The sequence below is a fragment of the Mycobacterium sp. 852002-51152_SCH6134967 genome, from assembly GCF_001667105.1.
Classification (GTDB): Bacteria; Actinomycetota; Actinomycetes; order Mycobacteriales; family Mycobacteriaceae; genus Mycobacterium; species Mycobacterium neumannii_A.
Genome location: NZ_LZIK01000065.1, coordinates 31346 through 52711, shown reverse-complemented (window position 1 = coordinate 52711; position 21366 = coordinate 31346). Strand labels below are relative to the sequence as shown.

Sequence of the window (21366 nt, the reverse complement as noted above, 5' to 3'; positions counted from 1 at the left end):
GTCCCGTTCGCGGCTTCGGTGCGGTAGACCATCAAGTGCAGCCACATAGTGAGGACACCAGCATGAGCGAGCGCGTACTCGACCGGGTGATGGAACTGGCCGAGCAGTTCAAGGAGCAGGGCGCCGAAGCCGAGAAGGTCGGGCGATTGACCGATGCGACGGTCAAGTCGATGAAGGCCGTCGGCTCCATTCGCCTGCTGCAGCCCAAGAAACACGGCGGCTACGAGGCGCATCCGCTCGAGTTCGCCGAGACCGTGATGGCCACGGCGGCCCTGGACCCCGCGGCGGGCTGGATCAACGGTGTGGTCGGCGTGCACCCGTACCAGCTCGCCTACGCCGATCCGCGGGTCGGCGAGGAAGTATGGGGCGACGACATCGACACGTGGATGGCGTCGCCGTACGCGCCCCAAGGCGTGGCCAAGCCGGTCGACGGCGGCTACATCTTCAACGGCCGGTGGCAGTTCAGTTCCGGTACCGACGCGTGCGACTGGATCATCCTCGGCGCGATGCTCGGGGACGCCGACGGCAAACCGCTGATGCCACCGCAGATGCTGCACATGATCTTGCCGCGGTCCGACTACGAGATCGTGGAGGACTCCTGGGACGTGGTCGGGCTGCGCGGCACCGGTTCCAAGGACGTCATCGTCAAAGACGCGTTCGTCCCGGAGTACCGGACGATGGACGCGACGAAGGTGATGGACGGAACCGCCCAGCGCGAAGCCGGCATGACCGAACCGCTTTACCTGATGCCGTGGTCGACGATGTTCCCGCTCGGCATCTCGGCAGCGACAATCGGCATCGCCGAGGGCGCGCTGGCCGCACACCTCGACTACCAACGCGAGCGGGTGGGCGCTACCGGGACGGCGATCAAGGACGACCCGTACGTCATGTACGCCATCGGCGAGGCGGCCGCCGACATCAACGCCGCGCGTCAAGAACTGCTGGCCAATGCCGATCGCATCTACGACATGGTCGCCGCGGGCAAGGAGGTCAGCTTCGAGGACCGGGCCGCGGGTCGTCGCACGCAGATCCGCGCGGTGTGGCGCGCCGTGTCCGCCGTGGACGAGATCTTCGCCCGCTCGGGCGGTAACGCCGCCCGCATGGACAAGCCGCTGCAGCGGTATTGGCGCGACGTGCATGTCGGCCAGCTACACGCGATCCATGTGCCGGGCACGGCGTTTCACGCCTCAGCGCTGAGCTCGTTGGGTGTGGACCCGCAGGGTCCGCTGCGGGCGATGATCTGATGAGCGATCTGAAGAGCCTCGGCTACGTCAAGATCCAGGCCACCAACATCGACCGGTGGCGCCACTTCGCGTTCGGGGTGCTCGGCTTCGCCGAAGGCTCCGGCCCCGATGGCGATGCGCTGTATCTGCGCATGGACGAGCGCGCCGCACGCATCATCGTAGTGCCCGGCGACGTCGACAAGATCGTCACCGTCGGCTGGGAAGTCCGTGACCATGCGGCGCTGACGCGGGTGAAGGCGGCCCTCGACGGTGCGGGCGTGGCGGTCAAGGAACTCTCGCTCCAGGAGGCAGACGCCCGCCGCGTCGAAGAGGTCATCGCCTTCGACGACCCGGCGGGCACCTCGACCGAAGTCTTCCACGGCGCAGTGCTCGACCACAGTCCGGTGGTGACGCCGTTCGGCGCCCGATTCGTCACCGGCGATCAGGGGCTGGGCCATGTGGTGCTGCCGTCCCTCGATGTGCCCGGACTGTTTCAGTTCTACACCGAGGTACTGGGATTCAAGTCGCGCGGAGCGTTTCGAGTTCCGACGCCACCGGAGTTCGGGCCGCTGCGCGTCCGGTTCCTCGGCATCAACGCACGCCACCACAGCCTGGCGATCTGCCCCGCGATGACGTTGCGTGACCCGGGCCTGATTCATTTGATGGTGGAGGTCGACAGCCTCGACGCCGTCGGACAGGCGCTCGACCGGGTCAACAAGGACGGTTTCCAGTTGTCCTCGACGCTTGGCAGGCACACCAACGACAAGATGGTGTCGTTCTACGTTCGGGCGCCCGGCGACTGGGACATCGAGTTCGGCACCGACGGTATGCGGGTCGACGAAACCTACTACACCGCAGAGGAAATCACCGCCGACAGCTACTGGGGTCACGAGTGGGTCTCCGACCTTCCAGCGGCGATGCGCCCGTGAGTGGTGACGTCACTCCCCTTCCCGCGGCGGGTGTCGCGCGGTGGGATGAGGAGGCCGACGTCGTCATAGCCGGTTTCGGCATCGCAGGCGCCGCCGCCGCCGTGGAGGCCGCACGCACCGGCGCCGACGTCCTGGTCCTGGAGCGCACCGGCTCGTGGGGCGGTGCGGCGTCCATGGCCGGCGGCTTCATCTACCTCGGTGGGGGCACACCGATCCAAAAGGCCTGCGGCTTCGACGATTCCGTCGCGAACATGGCTGCGTACCTGAACGCCGCGATGGGTCCCGGTGCCGACGAGAAGCGCATCGCCGACTACTGCGACGGCAGCCTCGACCACTTCGACTGGCTCGTCGGCTGCGGTGTGGTTTTCAAGCCGGAGTTCTTCGGCGAACCCGGCTGGGAGCCGATGGGCGATCAGGGTCTGATGTTCAGCGGCGGGGAGAACTCGTATCCGTTCAACACCATCGCCGCACCTGCTCCCCGCGGGCACGTCCCGCAGATGTCGGACAAGAAGCAGGGCGAGTCGAGCGCCGGGTTCATGCTGATGAAACCGCTCGTGGAGACGGCTACCGCGGCCGGAGCCCGCGCGATCTACGACGTTCGGGTGCAGCGGTTGATCGTCGATACCGACGGCCGGGTGGTCGGTGTGCATGCGCGCCGATACGGCGAGGAGATCGCCGTGCGTGCGCGTCGCGGTGTGGTGCTGGCGATGGGCAGCTTCGCCTACAACGAAGCCATGGTGGCCCAGTACGCGCCCCGCATCGCGGGCCGGCCCGCCGCCGCCATCGAGCAGCATGACGGGCAGGCCATCCGGATGGCGCAGGCGCTGGGCGCCGACCTCGCGCACATGGACGCCACCGAGGTCGCCATCTTCATCGATCCGCAGCAACTGGTGCGGGGCATCCTGGTCAACGGCCGCGGCCAGCGCTATGTCGCCGAGGACACCTATCCGGGCAGGGTCGGGCAGTTGACGCTGTATCACCAGGACAACACGGCGTTCCTGATCATTGACGAGAAGGCGCAGGAGGAGGCGATGGCATCGCTGTCGCCGCAGTTGATGATGCGCCAGCCGACCTGGGTGTGTGAGACGGTCGCCGAACTCGAATCCGAGATGGACTTGGCGCAGGGCTCTCTTCAGGCGACCGTGTCGGCGTACAACGCCGGGGCCGCCGTGGGAGAAGATCGGCTGCTACACAAGAAGTCTCAGTGGCTGCGGCCGATCGGCACCCCGGTCGGCGCCATCGATCTGCGCGAGAGCACCGGCGGTTTCACACTGGGCGGGCTGTTGACGTCATTGGATGCCGAGGTGTTGCACGTCAGTGGCGAACCCATCCCCGGCTTGTTCGCCGCGGGGCGCTGCACCGCGGGTCTCGCGGCGTGGGGGTACGCAAGCGGTATCTCATTGGGCGACGGGAGCTTCTACGGCCGGCGCGCCGGACGCAACGCGGCGCGCGCTTAAGGCCCCGGCTGCCTGGTGGCGGGCCGTCCCTGCCCGGTGGTACAGGATGGACCGCATGAAGGCCGTCAGCTGTGAACGAGGCACTCTTTCCGTCGTCGATCTCCCGACGCCCACCCCGGCGCGCGGACAGCTCCTGCTCGAGGTGCGTCGCTGCGGTATCTGCGGATCCGACCTGCACGCGAAGGACCACGCCGATGAACTGACCGACGTAATGGACGAGGTGGGTTATCCGGACTTCATGCGCCAGGACACTCCCGTGGTGTTGGGCCACGAGTTCGTCGGTGAAGTCGCCGAGCGTGGCCGAGGGACGGCCAAGGAGTTCAAGGTCGGGTCTCCCGTGGTGTCGTTTCCCATGGTGCGTGCGGCAGGCGGAGTGCACATGACCGGCCTGTCGCCGCTGGCGCCGGGCGCGTACGCCGAGCACGTCCTCGCCGAAGCCGCGATGAGTTTCGTCGTCCCGAACGGGCTGGACCTCGATACCGCAGCGTTGACCGAGCCGATGGCAGTGGCCCTGCATGCGGTGCGCCGCAGCGAGATTCGCAGGCGTGACGTGGCGGTCGTCATCGGTTGCGGCCCGGTCGGGCTCGCGGTGATCTGCCATCTGAAGTCGCTCGGCGTACACACGATCGTCGCGAGCGACTTCTCAACGACCCGGCGCGAGATGGCATCGCGGTGCGGCGCCGACGTCGTCATCGACCCCGCCGTCGATTCGCCGTATACGACTGCCGGGCAGGCCGGGGCCATCTCCGAGGCGCAACAGTTGTTCGAACTCGCCGTCGGGTCGATGGAGAAGTTGCGCCGCCTGCCGGGCTGGTCGCATCTGTACCGGCTCGCCGACACGCTCGGTGCCGCGGGTCCCAAGCGACCGGTGGTCTTTGAATGCGTCGGTGTGCCCGGAATCATCGACGGGATCATCCGTGCGGCGCCTGTGCAGTCGCGGGTTGTCGTGGTGGGTGTGTGCATGGGCACCGACCATTTCCGCCCGGCGGTGGCCAACGGCAAGGACATCGACCTGCGGTTCGTCTTCGGTTACACGCCGCTGGAATTCCGCGACACCCTGCATCTGCTCGCCGAGGGCAAGGTGGATGCCTCGGCGCTCATCACGGGCACGGTGGGCTTGGCGGGGGTAGACCGCGCCTTCGAGATCCTGGGCACCGCCGAAGCGCACGCCAAGATCCTCATCGACCCGCACAGCGGCGCCACCGAACCGTAAATGGGTTGATCCCACGGACTGGCTGCACGAAATCACCCCGCTAGGCGACACACGCCGCTGCGCCGAAACCTCTCAACCGCAGGTCGCAGACGTGACCGACGCCCAATCGCGGGGATTGTGTGACACCCTGCACATCTCCGTGCTACAAATAGGCATATTCCTATTAGAAATATGTCTGCGTGTTGCAGCTCGTGCTCCGGAGGCCACATGACAACGCCCGTCGAAACACCCAGCGCAGTCCTTGACCGCGTATCGCTGGTTCTTGACGCCTTCGATGGGCCGGGCCGGCTGACACTCGCGCAGATCGTGCGCCGCACCGGACTGCCCCGCTCCTCCGCGCACCGCATGCTCGAGCGCCTCGTCCAACTGCGGTGGCTGCGACGCAACGGCCGCGACTACGAGCTGGGCATGCGGCTGGTCGAGTTGGGTTCGCTCGCGGTGCACCAGGACCGCCTGCACCGCGCGGCGGTGCCTCTGCTGCACGATCTGCACCGCGCCACCGGTCTGGTCGTTCACCTCGCGGTCCTCGACGGCACCGATGTCCTGTATTTGGAGAAGATCGGCGACGGGCTTGCCGCGGCCATCCCCAGTCGAGTCGGTGGCCGTCACCCCGGGCATTGTTCGGCGCTGGGCAAGGCGATGCTGGCCGCCGTGACTGACCTCGACTACGGCACGATCGAGCTGACGAACCGCCGCACAAAGTACTCCATCGGATCACCCGCCCAGCTGCGCACCGAGCTCACCAAGGCACGCGAGCACGGAATCGCGTTCGACCGCGAGGAGGCGCTGAGCGGATTCGGTTGCGTCGCAGCACCGATCGGTGGTCAGGGTGAGGCGGTCGCGGCCGTGTCTGTCTGCGGTCCGATGAGTCGCATGATGTTCGACCAGCGTCTCGTCGCACCGGTGCGGATGACGGCCATGGCGATCTGGCGCAACGCCGAGGACGGCCCGCGCCGGGTGGCGCCGACGCTGCAGCAGGCTCGGCCGCTGCGGAATGTGCCTGCGCCGCGGCTCACATCGCCGCGCGAGCCGGTGCTGCAGTACGCGTGAGCCTCGATCCGCAGATCGCCGACCTGATCGAGGCGCTGGACTCGGGCTTTCCACCGGTGCACACGATGAGCGGTTCACAGGCACGTGCCACGATCCGATCGCGGTTCGTGCCGCCCGCAGAGCCCGAAGCCGTCGAATCCGTCGGTGATGTCAGCATCCCCGGAGGCGACGGGCCCATCACCGTGCGGGTTTATCGGCCGGCTTCGGAGGCGCCGCTGCCCGTCGTGGTGTATGCGCACGGCGGTGGATTCGTGTTCTGCGACCTCGACAGCCATGACGGTCTGTGCCGCAATCTGGCCAACCTGCTTCCCGCCGTGGTGGTTTCGGTGGGATACCGGCTCGCACCCGAGAATCGGTGGCCCGCTGCGGCTGAGGATGTGTACGCCGCGACGTGCTGGGCCGCCGAGCACTGGGCGGACTTCGGTGGCGACCCGACCCGTCTGACGGTGGCCGGCGACAGCGCCGGCGGCAATCTCGCGGCTGTGACCGCTCTGATGGCGCGCGACCGCGGCGGGCCGGCATTGTCTGCCCAGATGCTGATCTACCCGATGATCGCCGCGGATTTCGATACCGAGTCGTACCGTCTGTACGGCAAGGGTTTCTACAATCCGCGCCCGGCGCTGCAGTGGTACTGGGACCAGTATGTGCCCTCCCCCGCTGACCGCGCCCACCCGTATGCGTCGCCGCTGCAGGCGCGCCTCGACGGGCTCCCGCCGGCCGTGGTGGTGATCGCGGGTCACGATCCGCTGCGAGACGAGGGCGTCGCGTATGCCGAGGCGTTGGAAGCCGCGGGTGTTTCCGTGACGCGGTGCGTTTTCGACGGTGGGATCCACGGTTTCATGACGATGCCGATGCTCGACATCGCCCACGAGGCGCGGCGGCAGGTTACGCGACAGCTCGCAGCGTTGTTGTGAGGCTTCGCGTTCAGGCCCTCGCCACCGGCCCATAGCGCTGATGCGGGTCGAGAACACAGTGAGTCCGGCCGAACACCGTGACCATGCACTTGTTGTTGTGGTTGCATCGACTGCGGGTGCTGTGATCGGCGATCATCGCGTTGACCAGACCGGGCTCACGCAACAACGCCCGGCCCATCGCCATGAAGTCGAACCCCTCGCGCAGACCCGTCTGAAGATGGTCGTGATTCGTGATGCCGCCCAACAGAATCAGCTTGGTGTGGCGCACCACCGGCACGAACTGACGCGCCGCATCCAGCATGTAGAGATCCCGATACGGGTAACTGCCCATGACGCGCTTGCCGGCCAGCCGGACGCCGGGCCGCAGCGCCGCCGGCATCACCTCGGCGAACTCCTTGACCGGGACGTCGCCCCGGAAGAGGTACATCGGCTTGTACACCGACGAGCCCTGCGTCAGCTCGATCGCATCCAGGGTCTCGTCGGCGTCGAGTAGTTGCGCGGTCCGTAGCGCCTCGTCGATCCAGATGCTGCCGGGCAGACCGTCGTCCATGTCCAGCTTGGCGATGACCGCGATCTGATCTCCCACGACTTCCCGGACGCGACCGGCGATCTCCCGCACGAACCGCGACCGGTTGTCGATGGAGCCGCCGTAGGCATCCTTGCGCCGGTTGATGCGCGGGCTCAGGAACGAGCTCGGCAGGTACAGATGGCCGAAATGGAGTTCGACGGCGTCGAAGCCCGCATCGATCGCCACGCGAGTGGCCGCGGCGAATTGTTCGATGACCACATTGATCTCGGCGGGTGTGATCTCGCGACAGTAAGCGAATGAGGTCGGATTGAGGAACCGGCTCGGTGAGATCGCGGTGACGCCGGTCAGCTTCTTCGGTGCCACGACGCCCGCATGGCCGAGCTGCGCCGAGATCGCTGCGCCCGCCCCGTGGACCGCATCGGTGAGCCGACGCAGGCCGGGCAGCGCCGCCTTGCTCATCACGATCTGACCGGGTGCGCTGGCGCCCTCCTTCGAAACGCAGCAGTACGCGACGGTCGTCATTCCCACGCCGCCCGTGGCGAACGCGACGTGAAAGTCGATCAGGTCGTCGGTCACCGTACCGTCGGGCGAGCGTCCCTCGGAGGTCGCGGCCTTGATGACGCGGTTGCGCAGCTTCACCGGGCCGAGCCTGGCCGGCGCGAACGGGTCCGGCGTCTCAACGGTCATCGGACCACGGTGCTCCGCCCGATCGCCACGGTCAACGGTGTCGTCCCGATGGCTGGGAGCGCCGTCTGTGCCGCGGTCCCGGTGGCCATAGTGTCGGGCCATGGCCGACGGTGAGGTGTTCGTCATCGACCGCGTCATCACCCGGCCGGGATGCGCACGACAATTCGTCGATACGTACCTGGCCGAATACGCGCCCGGGGCGCAAGATCGCGGGATGACGCTTCGCGAGGTCCTCGTCAGCCCGCCGATATGGTTCGACGACCAATCCAACGTGATCACCGTGACGTGGTCCCTGCCGAGCCCTCAGGCGTGGTGGGAGATGACATGGCAGGGCAGACCCGACGCCACACTCGGGCCGTGGTGGGAAGGCATCGCCGACCTCGTCGTGGAGCGCACCCGCAGCGTCGCCGCCGCAGCAGGTGATGTCGACGGCTTGTGCGATGTATAGCGTCATCCGGCTGATCGATGCCGCCGAGGCCACCGGACGTGACCGCTTGTTGTACGAGCTGCGCGAAGCCGCGGCGGCCAGCAATGCGGCCCACGCCCTGGTGCAGCCGACACTGCCCGGCGTGCGCAACGGTGGCGACATCCTCATGCATCTGCGCTTTCGCGACGAAGACGAGTGGTCCTCGGTGGCAACGACTTTCAATTCGATCCTCGATCGCCCCGAGGTCGGCCGCGTCAACGGCGCCACCTACACCGGCGACGTGGTCGCCGCCAGGGATATCTCGGCCACCGTTTACCGGACACTGCTGCTGCGTGTGCAACCGGACACCGACGGCGCCGCAGTGGCGCGGTTCGAGGACGATCTGCGGCTGCTCCCCCGCTATGTTAATTCGATCGCCTCATGGCAGCTCGCCAGGGTCGAGTCGGCGGTCGGTGTGTCGGAGTGGACCCACGTGTTCGAACAGGAGTTTCGCGATCTCGACGGTCTGACCGGTCCGTACCTCATGCATCCGATTCACTGGGCGTACGTGGACCGGTGGTTCGACCCCGAGTGTCCCGAGGTGATCGTCCGCGACCGGGTCTGCCACAGCTTCTGCGCCATCGGGTGATCTGGCGGCTTATGCGTCGAATTCTGCAGCTGGGCTGTGAAATCGCGCGATCCGCGACCCTCCCGCAGTATTCGCGCTAAAGACCGGCCGGCAGGATGTTCGGGTTGGCGGTCGCGGGAGGCTCCAGGGTCGGTAACTCGGTGACGCCGTCGAGAGAGTGCACGGTCAGTCCCTGCGACCACGGATAGTGCAGGCTGAATGCGACCAGGCCGGTGCGCTCGGCGGCAGGCAGGTGACACATCGCGAGTACGGTCTCGGCGAGGTACTCCACTGGTTCGGTGGGAAAGCTGTCCGGGATGAGTTGTGCCGCACCGGGAGTACGGATGGCAGTGGAAGGACCGACACAGTTCACCGCGATGTTCGCGTCGACCAGTTCGGCGGCCACCCCCTGAGTGAAACGGTGCAGGGCGGCCTTGCAGGAGGCGTAGACGACGTCACCCGACGTCTTGTTGTACTCGCGGTACGGCCGCACCGGGGCGACGCCCGTCACCGACCCGATGTTGACGATCCAGCCTGCACCCCGCTCCCGCATGTGCGGCGCGGCGGCCTTGGTCAACACGAACGGCGTTCGCAGATAGTGCTCGACGGTGCGGTCGAAGGTGTCCAAACCCATCTCCTCGACCCGGGCATAGTCGGCGAAACCCGCGTTGTTGACGAGGATGTCGAGGCCGCCCGCGCGTTCGACGACCTCGTCGATCAGCCCGCCCCGCTGATCGGGGTCCTCGAGGTCGGCCGCGATGCCGATCGCCGTCCCGCCCGCCCCCTCGATCAGCTCGATCGTTTCGGCGATCGTTCCCGGCAGGGCCGCCGCGGCGCCGCCGCGTATCGACGCCGACGGCTCGAACGATCGGGCCGTGACCGCCACCGTCGCGCCTTCCGCGGAAAGACGTTGCGCCACAGCACGTCCGATGCCCCGGCTGCTACCGGTGACCAGTGCCGTCTTTCCCGCCAGTAGGCCGGTCATCGGATCACGAAGTGTTCTTCGACGGGCGCCCGATGCTGGTGCCAGATGTCGACCAGGCGGTACGGCGTCGCGACGACCACGCGGCCGGACGCCGAACGGTAGTAGGTGTGTGCGTTCGGGGTATGGCACCACACCGTCCGCGACATCGCCTCGTCGATCTGCGCGACGTAATCGTCGTAGGCCTCCCGCGTCACCTCGATGGCGGCGGCATCGCGCAGCGCGAGCAGTTGCAGGCATTCCATGATGTAGTGCGCGAGCACCTCCATGGAGAAGTTGGCGCCCGCGCCGTGCCCGGGGCTGTAGTTGGGCGCCGACGTGATGAACAGGTTCGGGAAGCCCGGCACCGTGCCACCGCGGTACGCGCGCGGGCTGTCGCCCCACTCCTCGCGCAGTGTCCTGCCGTCGCGGCCACGGATGTCGACCGTGGACAGGAAGTCGAGGTGATAGCCGGTGGCGTAGATGATCACGTCGAGATCGATCTGCCGCCCGTCCGCTGTGACGATGCCCGCCGCGTTGACGGCGGCCGGTTCGCTCGCCTCCACGTCGACGTGCTCGCGCGTCAGCGCCGCGTAGTAGCCGCCCGGGTCGCGGATGATGCGCTTACCGTACGGCGCGAAGTCGGGGGTGACCTTCTTCGCCAGCTCCGATCCCTCGCCGAACGTCTGGTTGATGTACTCCATGCACATCTGCAGCAGGACGTCGTTGGCCTGTGAGATCGACAGATGGTCCTTCGCCCACTCGGGGTCGCGCAGGATGACGGGATAGTTGTTGTCGGCCGTCGCCCAATAGGACTTCAGCCGGTGCCAGTTCGCGTAATACGGCAGGTGCCGTCCGAGATACCGCCGGTACGCCGGGACGTCGTCGGACAACCGCTTTCGCGGAGCCACCCAGTGCGGCTGCCGTTGGAACACGGTCAGGTGTTCGACCTGGTCCACGCACGCGTCGACGATCTGCACGGCGGTGCATCCCGCGCCGATGACGGCGACCCGCTTACCGGTGAGGTCCAGCGACGGATCCCACAGCGCTGAGTGAATGCTGGTGCCCTCGAACGATTCTCGGCCGGGCACATCGGGCCACCGCGGCCGGTTGAGATAGCCGGCGGCGGTGACGACCACCCGGGCGTAGCTGACATCGCGGTTGCCGTCGCGGTCGACCGCGTGGATCTGCCACTGGTTACGCGCGTCGTCCCACCACAGCGCCTCGACCTCGGTGCCGAACCGGGTGTGCTCACGCAGTCCGTGCTTGTCGGCCAGAGAGACCAGGTAATCCTGATACTCCGCGCCCTGCGGGTAGTAGCTCGACCAGTCGGGGTTGACCTCCCGCGACAGCGAGTAGTACGCCGACGGCGTGTCGACACCGATACCGGGATACTTCGTCGTCAACCAGGTGCCGCCGACCTCGTCATTGCGGTCGAAGATCTGGTACCGCACCCCGGCGTCGGCCGCCGCCAGCGCGGTGATGATGCCGGCGATGCCCGCGCCGATGATCGCGACATTCGTCGTCGGCGGGATCGGCACGGTGCGCGGCAACGTGGGCTGGGAGAGGTGAAAACCGCCCTGTTCGAGCAGGAGCGGAACGAACTCGTCGTCGATGTCGGAGCCCAGCGCCACCGGCAGCGCGCGGGTGAACAGATCGATGTCGCAGGCGGCCATCGCCCCTTCGGTCCGCGGCGAGGACAGCGCCGAGACGACCGCGTCGACAAGCGCTGCCATGGTGTCGACGTCGGTGACGCCGGCACGCTCGGGCGGATCAGGGATGTGCGTGATCACGGGCCCGAACCGATCGATCACCGACGGATCACCCGTCAGCTGCGCCAGCACCGCGACCAGGACGCCAGGGTCCGCCTGAGCGAGATTCGCCCTCAGTTCATCGCGGTCGACGTCCGCGGCGTGCGGCGACGGTATGGCTCGAGCGTCAGCAGTCACGGTCTCGAGTATCGGCGCGACGCGGCCGAGGAGGCAGTGCCCTGCCTACTGAGCGGGACACGAGTCCCTCGCCCCCCACCGGAGATGTTTACGCTGCCCGCCATGGATCTGGATGCGGTGGTCGAGCAGGCACGCAGCCACACTCTGGGCGACATCCCGCGCCGTTCGGCCCGCAGGCAACCCGACAAGACCGCGATCATCGACGGCGATGTGGTGCTGACGTTCGCCGAGTTCGATCGGCTCGTGGACCGGGCCGCGGCGGCGTTGCAGGACAACGGCTTTAATCCCGGTGACCGCGTCGCGCTGTTGGCGCGCAACTGCTGGCAGTACGCGGTGCTCGCCTTCGCCACCGCACGCGCCGCGGTCGTGCTCGTGCCGGTGAACTTCATGCTGACGGCCGAGGAGATCGCCTACATCCTCGACCACAGCAAGGCCGACGGCTTCCTCGTCGAAGCCGGGCTGGCGGGGGTGGCCGAACAAGCGATGCGCATGGACGGAGCGGTGCGCACCCGGGCCGCGATCGTCCGGCCCGGACAGAGCGTTCCACCTGGCTGGGACGACTTCGCGCAGTGGCTTTCCACCACCACCCCCGCGCCGAATCCGCGCATCGAGGACGACCAGCTGCTGCGGTTGATGTACACCAGCGGCACGGAGTCGCGGCCCAAGGGCGCGATGCACACCAGCCGCAGCCTGATGTGGCAGTACGTCAGCACCATCGTCGCCGGCTCGATGGCCGGTGACGACGTCGAAATCCACTCGCTGCCGCTGTATCACTGCGCGCAGCTGGACAACTTCCTGGCCACCGACATCTATCTCGGTGCGACCAGCATCATCCTGCCCGGGCCCGATCCCGAGGCGGTGCTGCGCACGATCGCGCGGTACGGGGTGACCAATTATTTCGCGCCTCCGACGGTGTGGATCAGCCTGTTGCGGTGCCCGGTGTTCGACGAGGTCGATCTGTCGAGCCTGCGCAAGGGCTATTACGGCGCTTCGGCGATGCCGATCGAGATCCTCGCCGAGATCCGCGACCGGCTGCCCAACCTGAGGTTGTGGAACTTCTACGGCCAGACTGAGTTGGCGCCGCTGGCGTCCGCGCTCGGACCCGACGAGCAGGACGCCCACGCCGGTTCGGCGGGACGGCCGGTGGTCAACGTGGAGACGACGATCCTCGACGAAGATGACGCTCCGGTCGCACCCGGTGTGGTGGGTGAGATCGCCCACCGCAGCCCGCATCTGATGCTCGGGTATCTAGACGATCCGGCCAAGACGGCGGAGGCGTTCCGCGGCGGTTGGTTCCACTCCGGCGACCTCGGTTACTACGACGAGCACGGCCTCCTGCACGTGGTCGACCGCAAGAAGGACATGATCAAGACCGGCGGAGAAAACGTGGCGAGTCGCGAGGTCGAGGAGATCCTCTACCGGCACAGCGGCGTTCAGGAGGTCGCCGTCTTCGGCCTCCCCCACCCGACGTGGGTCGAGACCGTGGTCGCCGCGGTGGTCTCCCGCGAGGGCGCCGACCTGACCGAGGACGGCCTGATCGCGCACTGCCGTCAGCATCTGGCCGGGTTCAAGACGCCCAAACAGGTCTTCTTCGTCGACACACTGCCGAAGAACCCGAGCGGCAAGCTGCTGAAACGTCAACTGCGCGAACGCTTCGCGGCCGAACCGCTGAGCCGCTGAGCCAGAAGGGAACTGACCGTTGTTCACAGGACGTATCGCGCGCTTCGACGCGCCCGGAAAGCCGTTCGAGATCGAAACGGTGAACCTGGCCGAGGTCGGTCCCGGTGAGATCCTGATCAAGGTCGCCAGGACCAACATCTGCGGATCGGACCTGCACGCGTGGCACGGCACCTTCGCCACCGGCGGCCTGGGCGGACAATTTCCGACGGTGCTCGGTCACGAGATGGTGGGCGCGGTCGAGGAACTGGGCGACGGTGTCAGCGCGGACTCCAACGGCGCACGCCTCGAGAAGGGCAGCCGGGTGGTGTTCCCCTACTTCTTTTCCTGCCACCGATGCCGAAACTGCCTGGCGGGCAGGCGCAACGCGTGCCTGAACCTCGGTATGGCCATGCTCGGACGCGCGGACGCGCCGCCCTATTTCGTCGGTGGCTACGCCGACTACTTCGTGCTGCCCGCGGGCGCGGTGGTGTACACGGTGCCCGACGGGGTCAGCGACGACATCGCCTCCGGTGCCAACTGTGCACTGTCGCAGGTGATGTACGGACTCGAGCGTGTGGACCAGCAACTCGGCGAGACCGTCGTCGTGCAGGGCGCCGGTGCGCTGGGGCTGTACGCGGTCGCGGTGGCCAAGGCCAGGGGCGCGGGCCGGGTCATCGCCATCGACGGTGTGCCCGAACGGCTCGAGTTGGCAACCGCGTTCGGCGCCGATGCGGTGATCGACATCAACACGGCCGCCACGGTGAAGGGCCGCGCGAAGATCGTGCGGGAACTGACCGACGGCCACGGCGCCGACGTCGTGGTCGAGGTCGTCGGCCACCCGTCCGCCATCGACGAGGGCCTCAAGATGCTGGGTCAGTTCGGCCGCTACGTCGAGATCGGCAACATCAACATCGGCAGGACCTTCGAGTTCGACCCGTCACGCTTCGTCTTCGCCAACAAGACGATGGTCGGGGTCTCGTTGTACGAACCGCCGGTGCTGTCGCGGGCGCTGACCTTCCTCGAACAGCACCAGGACACCCTCCCCCTGCACCGGCTGGCTGCGGCGCGGTATCCGCTCGACGACATCAACGAGGCCTTCGCCGCCGCCGAGCACAAGCGCGACGTCCGCGCCAGCATCGTTCCCTGATCCCCCGAAGGAGATCCATGCACGACTACACCCGAAAGACGCTGTTCATCGACGGGCAGTGGGTGACGCCGTCGGCGGGCGACGTGATCGAGGTCGTCGATCCCGCCACCGAGAAGGTGATCGGCTGTGTTCCCAACGGAACGGTCGCCGATGTGGACGCGGCGGTGGCCGCCGCCCGCCGCGCGTTCGATCCGCTGATCACCCGCGCCGAGCGGGGCGACCGCCTGGCCAGGGTGATCGCCGCGATGGAGAGGCGATTGCCCGACATCGGAGAGACCATCAGCCGGGAGATGGGTGCGCCGCTGCGTGTGGCGCAGGGCGTTCAGGTCAAGGTCCCACTTGCGGTGGCGCGCGGTTTCGCCGACGTCCTCGAGTCCTTCGAATTCGAAGAGCGCGTGGGTAACTCGTTGGTCCTGCGCGAGCCGTACGGCGTCGTCGGCGCCATCACCCCGTGGAACTACCCGCTGTACCAGGTGGTGGCCAAGGTGCTGCCCGCGATCGCCGCGGGCTGCACCGTCGTCCTCAAGCCGAGCAACGAGGCGCCGCTGTCGGTGTTCGAGTTCATCGAAGCTGTCGAGGAGGCCGGCCTTCCCGCCGGGGTGGTGAACCTGGTGTCGGGCCGCGGATCCGTGGTGGGCGAGCGCATCGCGTCGCATCCCGACGTCGACGTGGTGTCGTTCACCGGGTCGACCGCCGTGGGCCGCCGCGTCGCCGAACTCGCCGCCGGCTCGGTGAAGAAGGTCGCCCTCGAACTCGGCGGCAAGTCCGCCAACGTCATCCTCGACGGCGGCGACCTGACCACCGCGGTCAGGGTCGGCGTGGGCAATGCGTTCCTCAACGCCGGGCAGACCTGCATGGCCTGGACCCGGATGCTGGTGCCGCAGTCGCGCTACGACAAAGCCCTCGAACTGATCGAGGCTGCCGCCGCCAAGTACACCGTCGGCGACCCGTCCGACCCCGGCACCCGCATCGGCCCCCTGGCCTCGGCCGCGCAGTTCGGGTCCGTGCGCGGGTTCATCGACCGCGCACGCCGCGACGGCGCCAGGCTGCTCACCGGTGGATCCGAACCGGTCCGCGACACCGGCTACTACGTCGCGCCGACCGTGTTCGCCGACGTCGACCCCGACTCCGAGTTGGGCCAGGAGGAGGTGTTCGGGCCGGTGCTCGCGGTCATCCCGTTCCGAGACGAAGACGACGCCCTACGCATCGCCAACGGCACCCCCTACGGACTCGCGGGCGCGGTCTGGGGTCCCGACCTCGACACCGCCATCTCGTTCGCCCGGCGCGTGCAGACCGGACAGCTCGACGTCAACGGCGGCATGTACAACCCGATCGCGCCGTTCGGCGGATACAAGAAATCCGGCATCGGCCGGGAGCTCGGTCGCGCGGGGTTCGAGGAATTTCTGCAGACCAAGTCCCTACAGTTGCCGTCATGAGCACACCGCTGAACATCGCCGCTCACGGTGCGACGCAGACGTGGACCATCGACCTGGCCGAGGTCGGCAACGCGATCACCGACAAGGGCTTCATCTCGGCGTTCGAGGCCGCCGTCGACGCCGCGAACGCCGATATCGACGTGCACGCGGTGATCCTGACGGGCGCGGGCAAGATCTTTTCCGCGGGCGGTAACGTCAAGGAGATGGCTGACCGCACAGGGATGTTCGGCCTCGACGCCCTCGACCAGCGGCGCGCCTACGTCGACGGGATCCAGCGGATCCCGCGCGCGCTCGGCCGCCTGGAGGTTCCGCTGATCGCCGCGGTCAACGGTCCCGCCGTGGGAGCGGGCTGCGACCTCGCCATGATGTGCGACATCCGCGTGGCCTCCGAGCGGGCGTCGTTCGCCGAGAGCTTCGTGCAGATCGGCATCATCCCGGGCGACGGTGGCACGTGGTTCCTGCCGAGGGCGATCGGCTACGAGCGCGCCGCCGAGATGACGTTCACCGGTGACCGCATCGACGCGGCCACCGCCTTGGAGTGGGGCATGGTGAGCCGCGTCGTGCCGCACGACGACCTGCTCCCGCAGGCGCTCGCGCTGGCCGACCGGATCACGAAGAATCCCTCCCACGCCCTGCGGATGGCCAAGCGTCTGCTGCAGGAGTCGCGGGCCGGCTCGCTGGACTCCACGCTGGCCATGGCCGCGGCCATGCAGCCGTTGGCCCACCGCGACCCGGAGCACGAACAGCGCATCAGCCGATGGCGGACCGTCCCGTGACGCTCCCCCGCCTGGTTCCGCCGGCGGCCGTCGACGCCGCTGCCACGGCGGCCCTGCGAGCCGAGGTCCGCGCGTTCCTCGCCGAGCAGCGTGCCGCGGGCGCCTTCACGCCGTCGGTCGACGCGTGGCTGACGGGGTGGGACGAGGACTTCACCAAAGCGCTTGCCGCACGGGGTTACCTCGGGATGACCGTGCCGGTCGAGTACGGCGGGCACGGACGCTCGTTCGTCGAACGGTTCGCGGTGACCGAGGAATTGCTCGCCGCGGGCGCACCGGTCGCGGCGCACTGGATCGCCGATCGGCAGATCGTGCCGTCGTTGCTCAAGTACGGCACGGAACTGCAGAAGAGGGAGTTCCTTCCGCGGATCGTGCGCGGCGAGTGCTTCTTCGGCATCGGCATGAGCGAACCCGATTCCGGCTCCGATCTCGCGAGCGTGCGCACCAAGGCGGTGCAGGTGGACGGCGGCTGGTCGCTGTCGGGGACGAAGGTGTGGACCTCGGGGGCGCACTACGCGCATGCGTTCATCGCGTTGGCCCGCACTGCGCCCGTCGATCCGGACAACCGCCATGCCGGAATGAGTCAGTTCATCGTCGACCTGCGCGGGCCCGGGGTACACATCCGGCCCGTCGTCTCGATGAACGGTGCGCACCACTTCAACGAGGTGATCCTCGACGGCGCCTTCGTGCCCGACGACATGGTGTTCGGTGAGATCGGCGCGGGCTGGCGTCAGGTCACCTCGGAGCTGGCCTTCGAGCGCAGCGGACCCGAACGGTTCCTGTCCACCTTCGTGTTGTTGCGGACGTGCGGCGAAAAGATGGCCGCACAGGAAATCTCGCGGGATGCCGAACTCGGCCGCCTCGTCGCCCGAACCGCCGGACTGCACCAGATGTCGACCGCCGTCGCGGGCGCACTGGAGCGGCGCGAGCCCGCCGATGTTCCCGCGGCGGTGGTCAAGGTGCTCGGCACCACCACCGAGGGCGACATCGCCGACTTCGCCGACACGCGGACCGACGCGACCACGAATCCCGATCTCGCCGAACTGGTTTCAAGAGCCGTGGATCAGCGCCCGGGCTTCACGCTGCGCGGCGGCACCAACGAGGTGTTGCGCGGCGTGATCGCACGAGGGTTGGGGCTGCGATGACCGTCGATCCGGCGCTCGTCGAAATGATGGACGCGGTCTTCGCCGAGTACCGCGACGCCCACCCGCCTGCCAAGGCCGTCGAACGGGACACCGAGTTGTGGCGGCGTCTCGACGATCTGGGCCTGGTCCGCCTGACCGGCGCCGAGGAGTCGGGCGGCAGCGGAGCGGGCTGGTTCGAGGCCGCCGAACTGATGGCGGCCGCCGCCCGCAACGCGGTTCGCACACCGTTGGCCGAACACGACCTACTGGCCTGCTGGCTGCTCGAGGCGAACGGGATGGGCAGCGACGACGCGGTGCGCACGGTGTGCATGCTCGGCGACGACGGAACCGCAAGCGGTGTCCCCTGGGCCGCGGCCAGTGACCGGGTGGTTCTCGTCTGGCGGGACGGCGACGACCACCGGGTCGCCGACGTCGACGCCGCCGCGCTCTCGATCACGGCCGGCAGCAACCTGATCGGTGAACCGCGCGATTCCGTCGAGGCCGACGTCGCCGCGCTCGGCGGTGTGTCCGTCTCGTCCGATCTGGTGGCCGAATTGCGGCTGAGAGCCGCGATGGTGCGGGCGATCCAGGTGTGCGCGGCGCTCGACCGGATCGTCGCGTCGTCGGTCGAGCACGCCGCGTCGCGAATCCAGTTCGGCCGGCCGTTGTCCCGCTTCCAGGCGGTCCAGCACCTGATCGCCGACCTGGCCGCCGAAGCGGCGTTGGCGCGGGCGGCGACCGAGGGCGCGCTGACGACCGCCGTCACGAGCGGTTGGTCGACGGGCAACGTCGCCTTCCGCGTCGCGGCGGCACGCTCCTGCGTCGGTCATGCCACGTCGGTCGTGGTGCGCAACGCCCACCAGGTGCACGGCGCGATCGGTACCACTTTCGAGCACCGGTTGCACGAGTTCACCCGCGCCGCGCTCGCGTGGCGCTCCGAATTCGGGACGGTGCGCTACTGGGACGAGCAGGTGACCGACGCGACGCTGGCCGCCGGAGCTGACATGTGGAGCCTGATCGTCGACTGATCCGGCCGCCCCGGGCCGCGCGGTGTTCCACTGACCGGGCATCGTCGTGCCACGTCCCGGTCGTCGGCGGTTGACTCGCACCCATGAGCAACGAGATCACGCTGTCCGAGGTCCAGGAGTTCATCGCCGCCTTCTGGTACCACTACGACCAGGGTCACTTCGCCGAACTCGGGGCCCGGCTCGGCGACGAGATGGAATACCTGAGCCGATCCGATTCCGGGAACTGCCCGTTCGAGGACCTGATGGCCGCCGAGTTGCACGGTAAGGACGAGACCTTGGCGTGGTTGACCCAGCACCGCAACGAGAATCCCTACCCGCTGCGCCACCATGCCACCAACGTCTTCCGCACCGGCGTCGAGGGGGACGTCACCACCGCACGCTTCTACCTGTACGTGAACCAGGTGACGAACAACGTCCCGTTCGACGTCTCCAGCGGAGTGGTCGACGTCGGCATCCGTCGTGCCGGCGACGGCCTGGTGTTCACGTCGATGACCGTGATCCTCGACGCCGAGGACTCTGTCACGTTCTCCGAGCATGCCGCCAAGACGGCTGCCGCCTCGACCGCTTCGTAACGCGTGGACGCGCGCGCGGCCTTCGGTGACGGTGTCGCGGTCATCACCGGCGCCGGCAACGGGATAGGCGCGGGGCTGGCACGCCATGCCGCCGCGCTGGGGATGACCGTCGTGCTGGTCGACATCGACGCCTCGGCGATTGCGGCGCTTCGCGACGAGCTCGCGGGCTCGGTGGACCTGGTGTGTGATGTGCGTGATCCCGAGGCGCTCGAAGGCATTGCCGCACAGGTGTACTCGGAGATCGGCCCGGTCCGGCTGCTGGTCAACAACGCCGGTGTCGAGCAGTTCGGATATCTGTGGGACACCCCCGTCGCCAATTGGGACCGGCTGGTGGACATCAACGTCAACGGCGTGTTCTACGGGATTCGCGCATTTCTCCCGCGCATGATCGCTGCGGACACTCCGTCGTGGGTGTGGAACCTGTCGTCGATCGGCGGAGTCGCCGCCGTGCCGCTGCAGGCGCCTTACATCATGAGCAAGCACGCGGTGCTGGCGCTGACCGAATGCCTGCGACTGGAGGTCGAACTCGCCGGACACGCCGACCGGATCCACGTTCAGGCGGTTCTGCCCGGCGCGGTGAAGTCGAACATCTTCGAGTCCGCGGGCGGCGTCGACGACGGCGATGTCGGGGCCGCGGAGTCTCAGCGGGCCGCGATGCTCGACATCAAGGCCGAGGCGATGGATCCGGTCGAAGCGGCGCGGGTGGTGTTCGAGCAGGCCGCGGCCGGTGAGTTTTATCTGCTCACCCAGCCCGAGTACGTGGGCAACGCCATGGCGGAGCGGGCCGAGATCTTGGCGTCGCGCCGGGCGCCGGTCCTGCGCACCAAGCGGCGATTCGATTCGACGCGGCATTGACGGAATCCGACTGAAGGAAGGTCGACGTGCAGATCGCCGACAAGGTGTTCGTGGTGACCGGCGCCGGCAACGGTATGGGCAGGCAAGTCGCGCTCGGGCTCGCCCGCCGCGGCGCACGCATTGCGGCGGTCGACCTCGATTCGGTCGGCCTGGCTGGTACGGCGGAACTCGCGAGCATCACCGGCATCCCGATGTCCACGCACGTTCTCGACCTCACCGACGACGAGGCGGTCACCGCACTACCCGATGAGGTGGCGAAGGCGCACGGACAGATCGACGGGCTGGTCAACATCGCCGGCGTAATCCACCGATTCGCACCCTTTTCCGAGCTTTCCCGAGATGAGACAGACCGCATCATGGCCGTCAACTTCGACGCCACCGTGCGGATGTGCCGCACCTTCCTGCCGTCCCTGCTGACCCGGCCGGAGGCGAACATCACCAACATGTCGAGTCTCTCCGCGCTGTTGCCGTTCGCCAGCCAAACGCTGTACAGCGCGAGTAAAGGCGCGGTGAAGCAGTTCAGCGAGGGTCTCTACGCCGAACTATGCGACACCAATGTCCATGTGGTGACGGTGTTTCCGGGAAACATCGACACCAACCTGACAGGGAACTCCGGGGTTGCGATGCTCGACGCCGGAGACAGGAAGGTCCGATCCGCCACCGCCGAAGCCGCAGGCAAAAAGATCGTCGACGGAATCGCCCGCGACCGCTTCCGCGTCCTGATCGGCACGGACGCGTTAGCCCTCGACATCTTGGCCCGGCTGTCGGCGAAGCGCGCCACCCGGTTGGTCGCCAAGCAGATCAAGTCGGTTCTGTGAGGGTGAAC

The 21366-nt window shown here is 67.8% G+C and carries 20 protein-coding genes; 17 read left to right on the top strand and 3 right to left on the bottom strand.

Annotated elements, in window-relative coordinates; genetic code table 11:
* Positions 1 to 62 precede the first annotated feature (62 nt).
* From A5790_RS20895 to A5790_RS20870, 6 genes are all read left to right on the top strand, one after another.
* Entirely contained in the window at positions 63 to 1244 is a 1182-nt protein-coding gene (locus tag A5790_RS20895; RefSeq protein ID WP_066848727.1) for an acyl-CoA dehydrogenase family protein, read from the top strand.
* Positions 1244 to 2152, top strand: a complete 909-nt coding sequence (gene bphC, locus A5790_RS20890; protein WP_066848725.1) for a biphenyl-2,3-diol 1,2-dioxygenase — start codon at positions 1244 to 1246, stop codon at positions 2150 to 2152. Before A5790_RS20895 ends, bphC begins: the two co-directional genes overlap by 1 nt.
* Entirely contained in the window at positions 2149 to 3609 is a 1461-nt protein-coding gene (locus A5790_RS20885) for an FAD-dependent oxidoreductase (protein ID WP_066848722.1), read from the top strand. Before bphC ends, A5790_RS20885 begins: the two co-directional genes overlap by 4 nt.
* Before the next feature lie 55 nt (positions 3610 to 3664).
* Entirely contained in the window at positions 3665 to 4822 is a 1158-nt protein-coding gene (locus A5790_RS20880; RefSeq protein ID WP_066848768.1) for a zinc-binding dehydrogenase, read from the top strand.
* A gap of 207 nt (positions 4823 to 5029) precedes the next feature.
* Positions 5030 to 5872: an IclR family transcriptional regulator gene (locus A5790_RS20875; RefSeq protein WP_066848720.1), complete on the top strand. Its 843-nt coding sequence runs from the start codon at positions 5030 to 5032 to the stop codon at positions 5870 to 5872.
* On the top strand, positions 5869 to 6786 hold the full coding sequence (locus A5790_RS20870) for an alpha/beta hydrolase (protein ID WP_066848717.1): 918 nt from the start codon (positions 5869 to 5871) through the stop codon (positions 6784 to 6786). Before A5790_RS20875 ends, A5790_RS20870 begins: the two co-directional genes overlap by 4 nt.
* A gap of 10 nt (positions 6787 to 6796) precedes the next feature.
* Here the strand turns inward: A5790_RS20870 and A5790_RS20865 are convergent, their stop codons facing one another.
* The gene (locus A5790_RS20865) at positions 6797 to 8002 is read right to left on the bottom strand and encodes an NADH:flavin oxidoreductase (RefSeq protein ID WP_066848765.1); all 1206 of its coding nucleotides are present in this window, start codon (positions 8000 to 8002) and stop codon (positions 6797 to 6799) included.
* Positions 8003 to 8102: 100 nt separating this feature from the next.
* Between A5790_RS20865 and A5790_RS20860 the strand changes: the two genes are divergently transcribed.
* Together A5790_RS20860 and A5790_RS20855 are read left to right on the top strand one after the other, a co-directional pair.
* Positions 8103 to 8450 (top strand): hypothetical protein, encoded by a 348-nt coding sequence (locus A5790_RS20860; RefSeq protein ID WP_066848714.1) that lies wholly within the window; start codon positions 8103 to 8105, stop codon positions 8448 to 8450.
* Positions 8443 to 9057, top strand: coding sequence for a Dabb family protein (locus A5790_RS20855; RefSeq protein WP_066848711.1), 615 nt, complete (start codon positions 8443 to 8445; stop codon positions 9055 to 9057). Before A5790_RS20860 ends, A5790_RS20855 begins: the two co-directional genes overlap by 8 nt.
* Positions 9058 to 9133: 76 nt before the next feature.
* Here the strand turns inward: A5790_RS20855 and A5790_RS20850 are convergent, their stop codons facing one another.
* Together A5790_RS20850 and A5790_RS20845 are read right to left on the bottom strand one after the other, a co-directional pair.
* The gene (locus tag A5790_RS20850; protein WP_066848708.1) at positions 9134 to 10021 is read right to left on the bottom strand and encodes an SDR family NAD(P)-dependent oxidoreductase; all 888 of its coding nucleotides are present in this window, start codon (positions 10019 to 10021) and stop codon (positions 9134 to 9136) included.
* Positions 10018 to 11946, bottom strand: coding sequence for an NAD(P)/FAD-dependent oxidoreductase (locus tag A5790_RS20845; RefSeq protein WP_066848705.1), 1929 nt, complete (start codon positions 11944 to 11946; stop codon positions 10018 to 10020). Before A5790_RS20845 ends, A5790_RS20850 begins: the two co-directional genes overlap by 4 nt.
* Positions 11947 to 12048: 102 nt before the next feature.
* Between A5790_RS20845 and A5790_RS20840 the strand changes: the two genes are divergently transcribed.
* The 9 genes from A5790_RS20840 (at position 12049) to A5790_RS20800 (ending at position 21358) form a co-directional block, all read left to right on the top strand.
* Positions 12049 to 13626, top strand: coding sequence for an acyl-CoA synthetase (locus A5790_RS20840; protein WP_066848702.1), 1578 nt, complete (start codon positions 12049 to 12051; stop codon positions 13624 to 13626).
* Between the two features lie 19 nt (positions 13627 to 13645).
* Positions 13646 to 14752 carry a zinc-binding dehydrogenase gene (locus tag A5790_RS20835; RefSeq protein WP_066848699.1) on the top strand — a complete coding sequence of 369 codons (1107 nt, stop codon included), beginning with the start codon at positions 13646 to 13648 and terminating at the stop codon, positions 14750 to 14752.
* Between the two features lie 17 nt (positions 14753 to 14769).
* The gene (locus A5790_RS20830) at positions 14770 to 16188 is read left to right on the top strand and encodes an aldehyde dehydrogenase family protein (RefSeq protein WP_066848695.1); all 1419 of its coding nucleotides are present in this window, start codon (positions 14770 to 14772) and stop codon (positions 16186 to 16188) included.
* Entirely contained in the window at positions 16185 to 16964 is a 780-nt protein-coding gene (locus A5790_RS20825; protein ID WP_066848692.1) for a crotonase/enoyl-CoA hydratase family protein, read from the top strand. The genes A5790_RS20830 and A5790_RS20825 overlap by 4 nt, the downstream gene beginning before the upstream one ends.
* A complete protein-coding gene (locus A5790_RS20820; protein WP_197696855.1) occupies positions 16961 to 18106 on the top strand; it encodes an acyl-CoA dehydrogenase family protein in 1146 nt (381 codons plus the stop codon). Before A5790_RS20825 ends, A5790_RS20820 begins: the two co-directional genes overlap by 4 nt.
* On the top strand, positions 18103 to 19113 hold the full coding sequence (locus tag A5790_RS20815; protein ID WP_066848686.1) for an acyl-CoA dehydrogenase family protein: 1011 nt from the start codon (positions 18103 to 18105) through the stop codon (positions 19111 to 19113). The genes A5790_RS20820 and A5790_RS20815 overlap by 4 nt, the downstream gene beginning before the upstream one ends.
* Positions 19114 to 19196: 83 nt before the next feature.
* On the top strand, positions 19197 to 19685 hold the full coding sequence (locus A5790_RS20810) for a nuclear transport factor 2 family protein (protein ID WP_066848682.1): 489 nt from the start codon (positions 19197 to 19199) through the stop codon (positions 19683 to 19685).
* Between the two features lie 3 nt (positions 19686 to 19688).
* The gene (locus A5790_RS20805; RefSeq protein ID WP_066848672.1) at positions 19689 to 20540 is read left to right on the top strand and encodes an SDR family oxidoreductase; all 852 of its coding nucleotides are present in this window, start codon (positions 19689 to 19691) and stop codon (positions 20538 to 20540) included.
* A gap of 26 nt (positions 20541 to 20566) precedes the next feature.
* Entirely contained in the window at positions 20567 to 21358 is a 792-nt protein-coding gene (locus A5790_RS20800; RefSeq protein ID WP_066848669.1) for an SDR family oxidoreductase, read from the top strand.
* Positions 21359 to 21366: the final 8 nt, after the last annotated feature.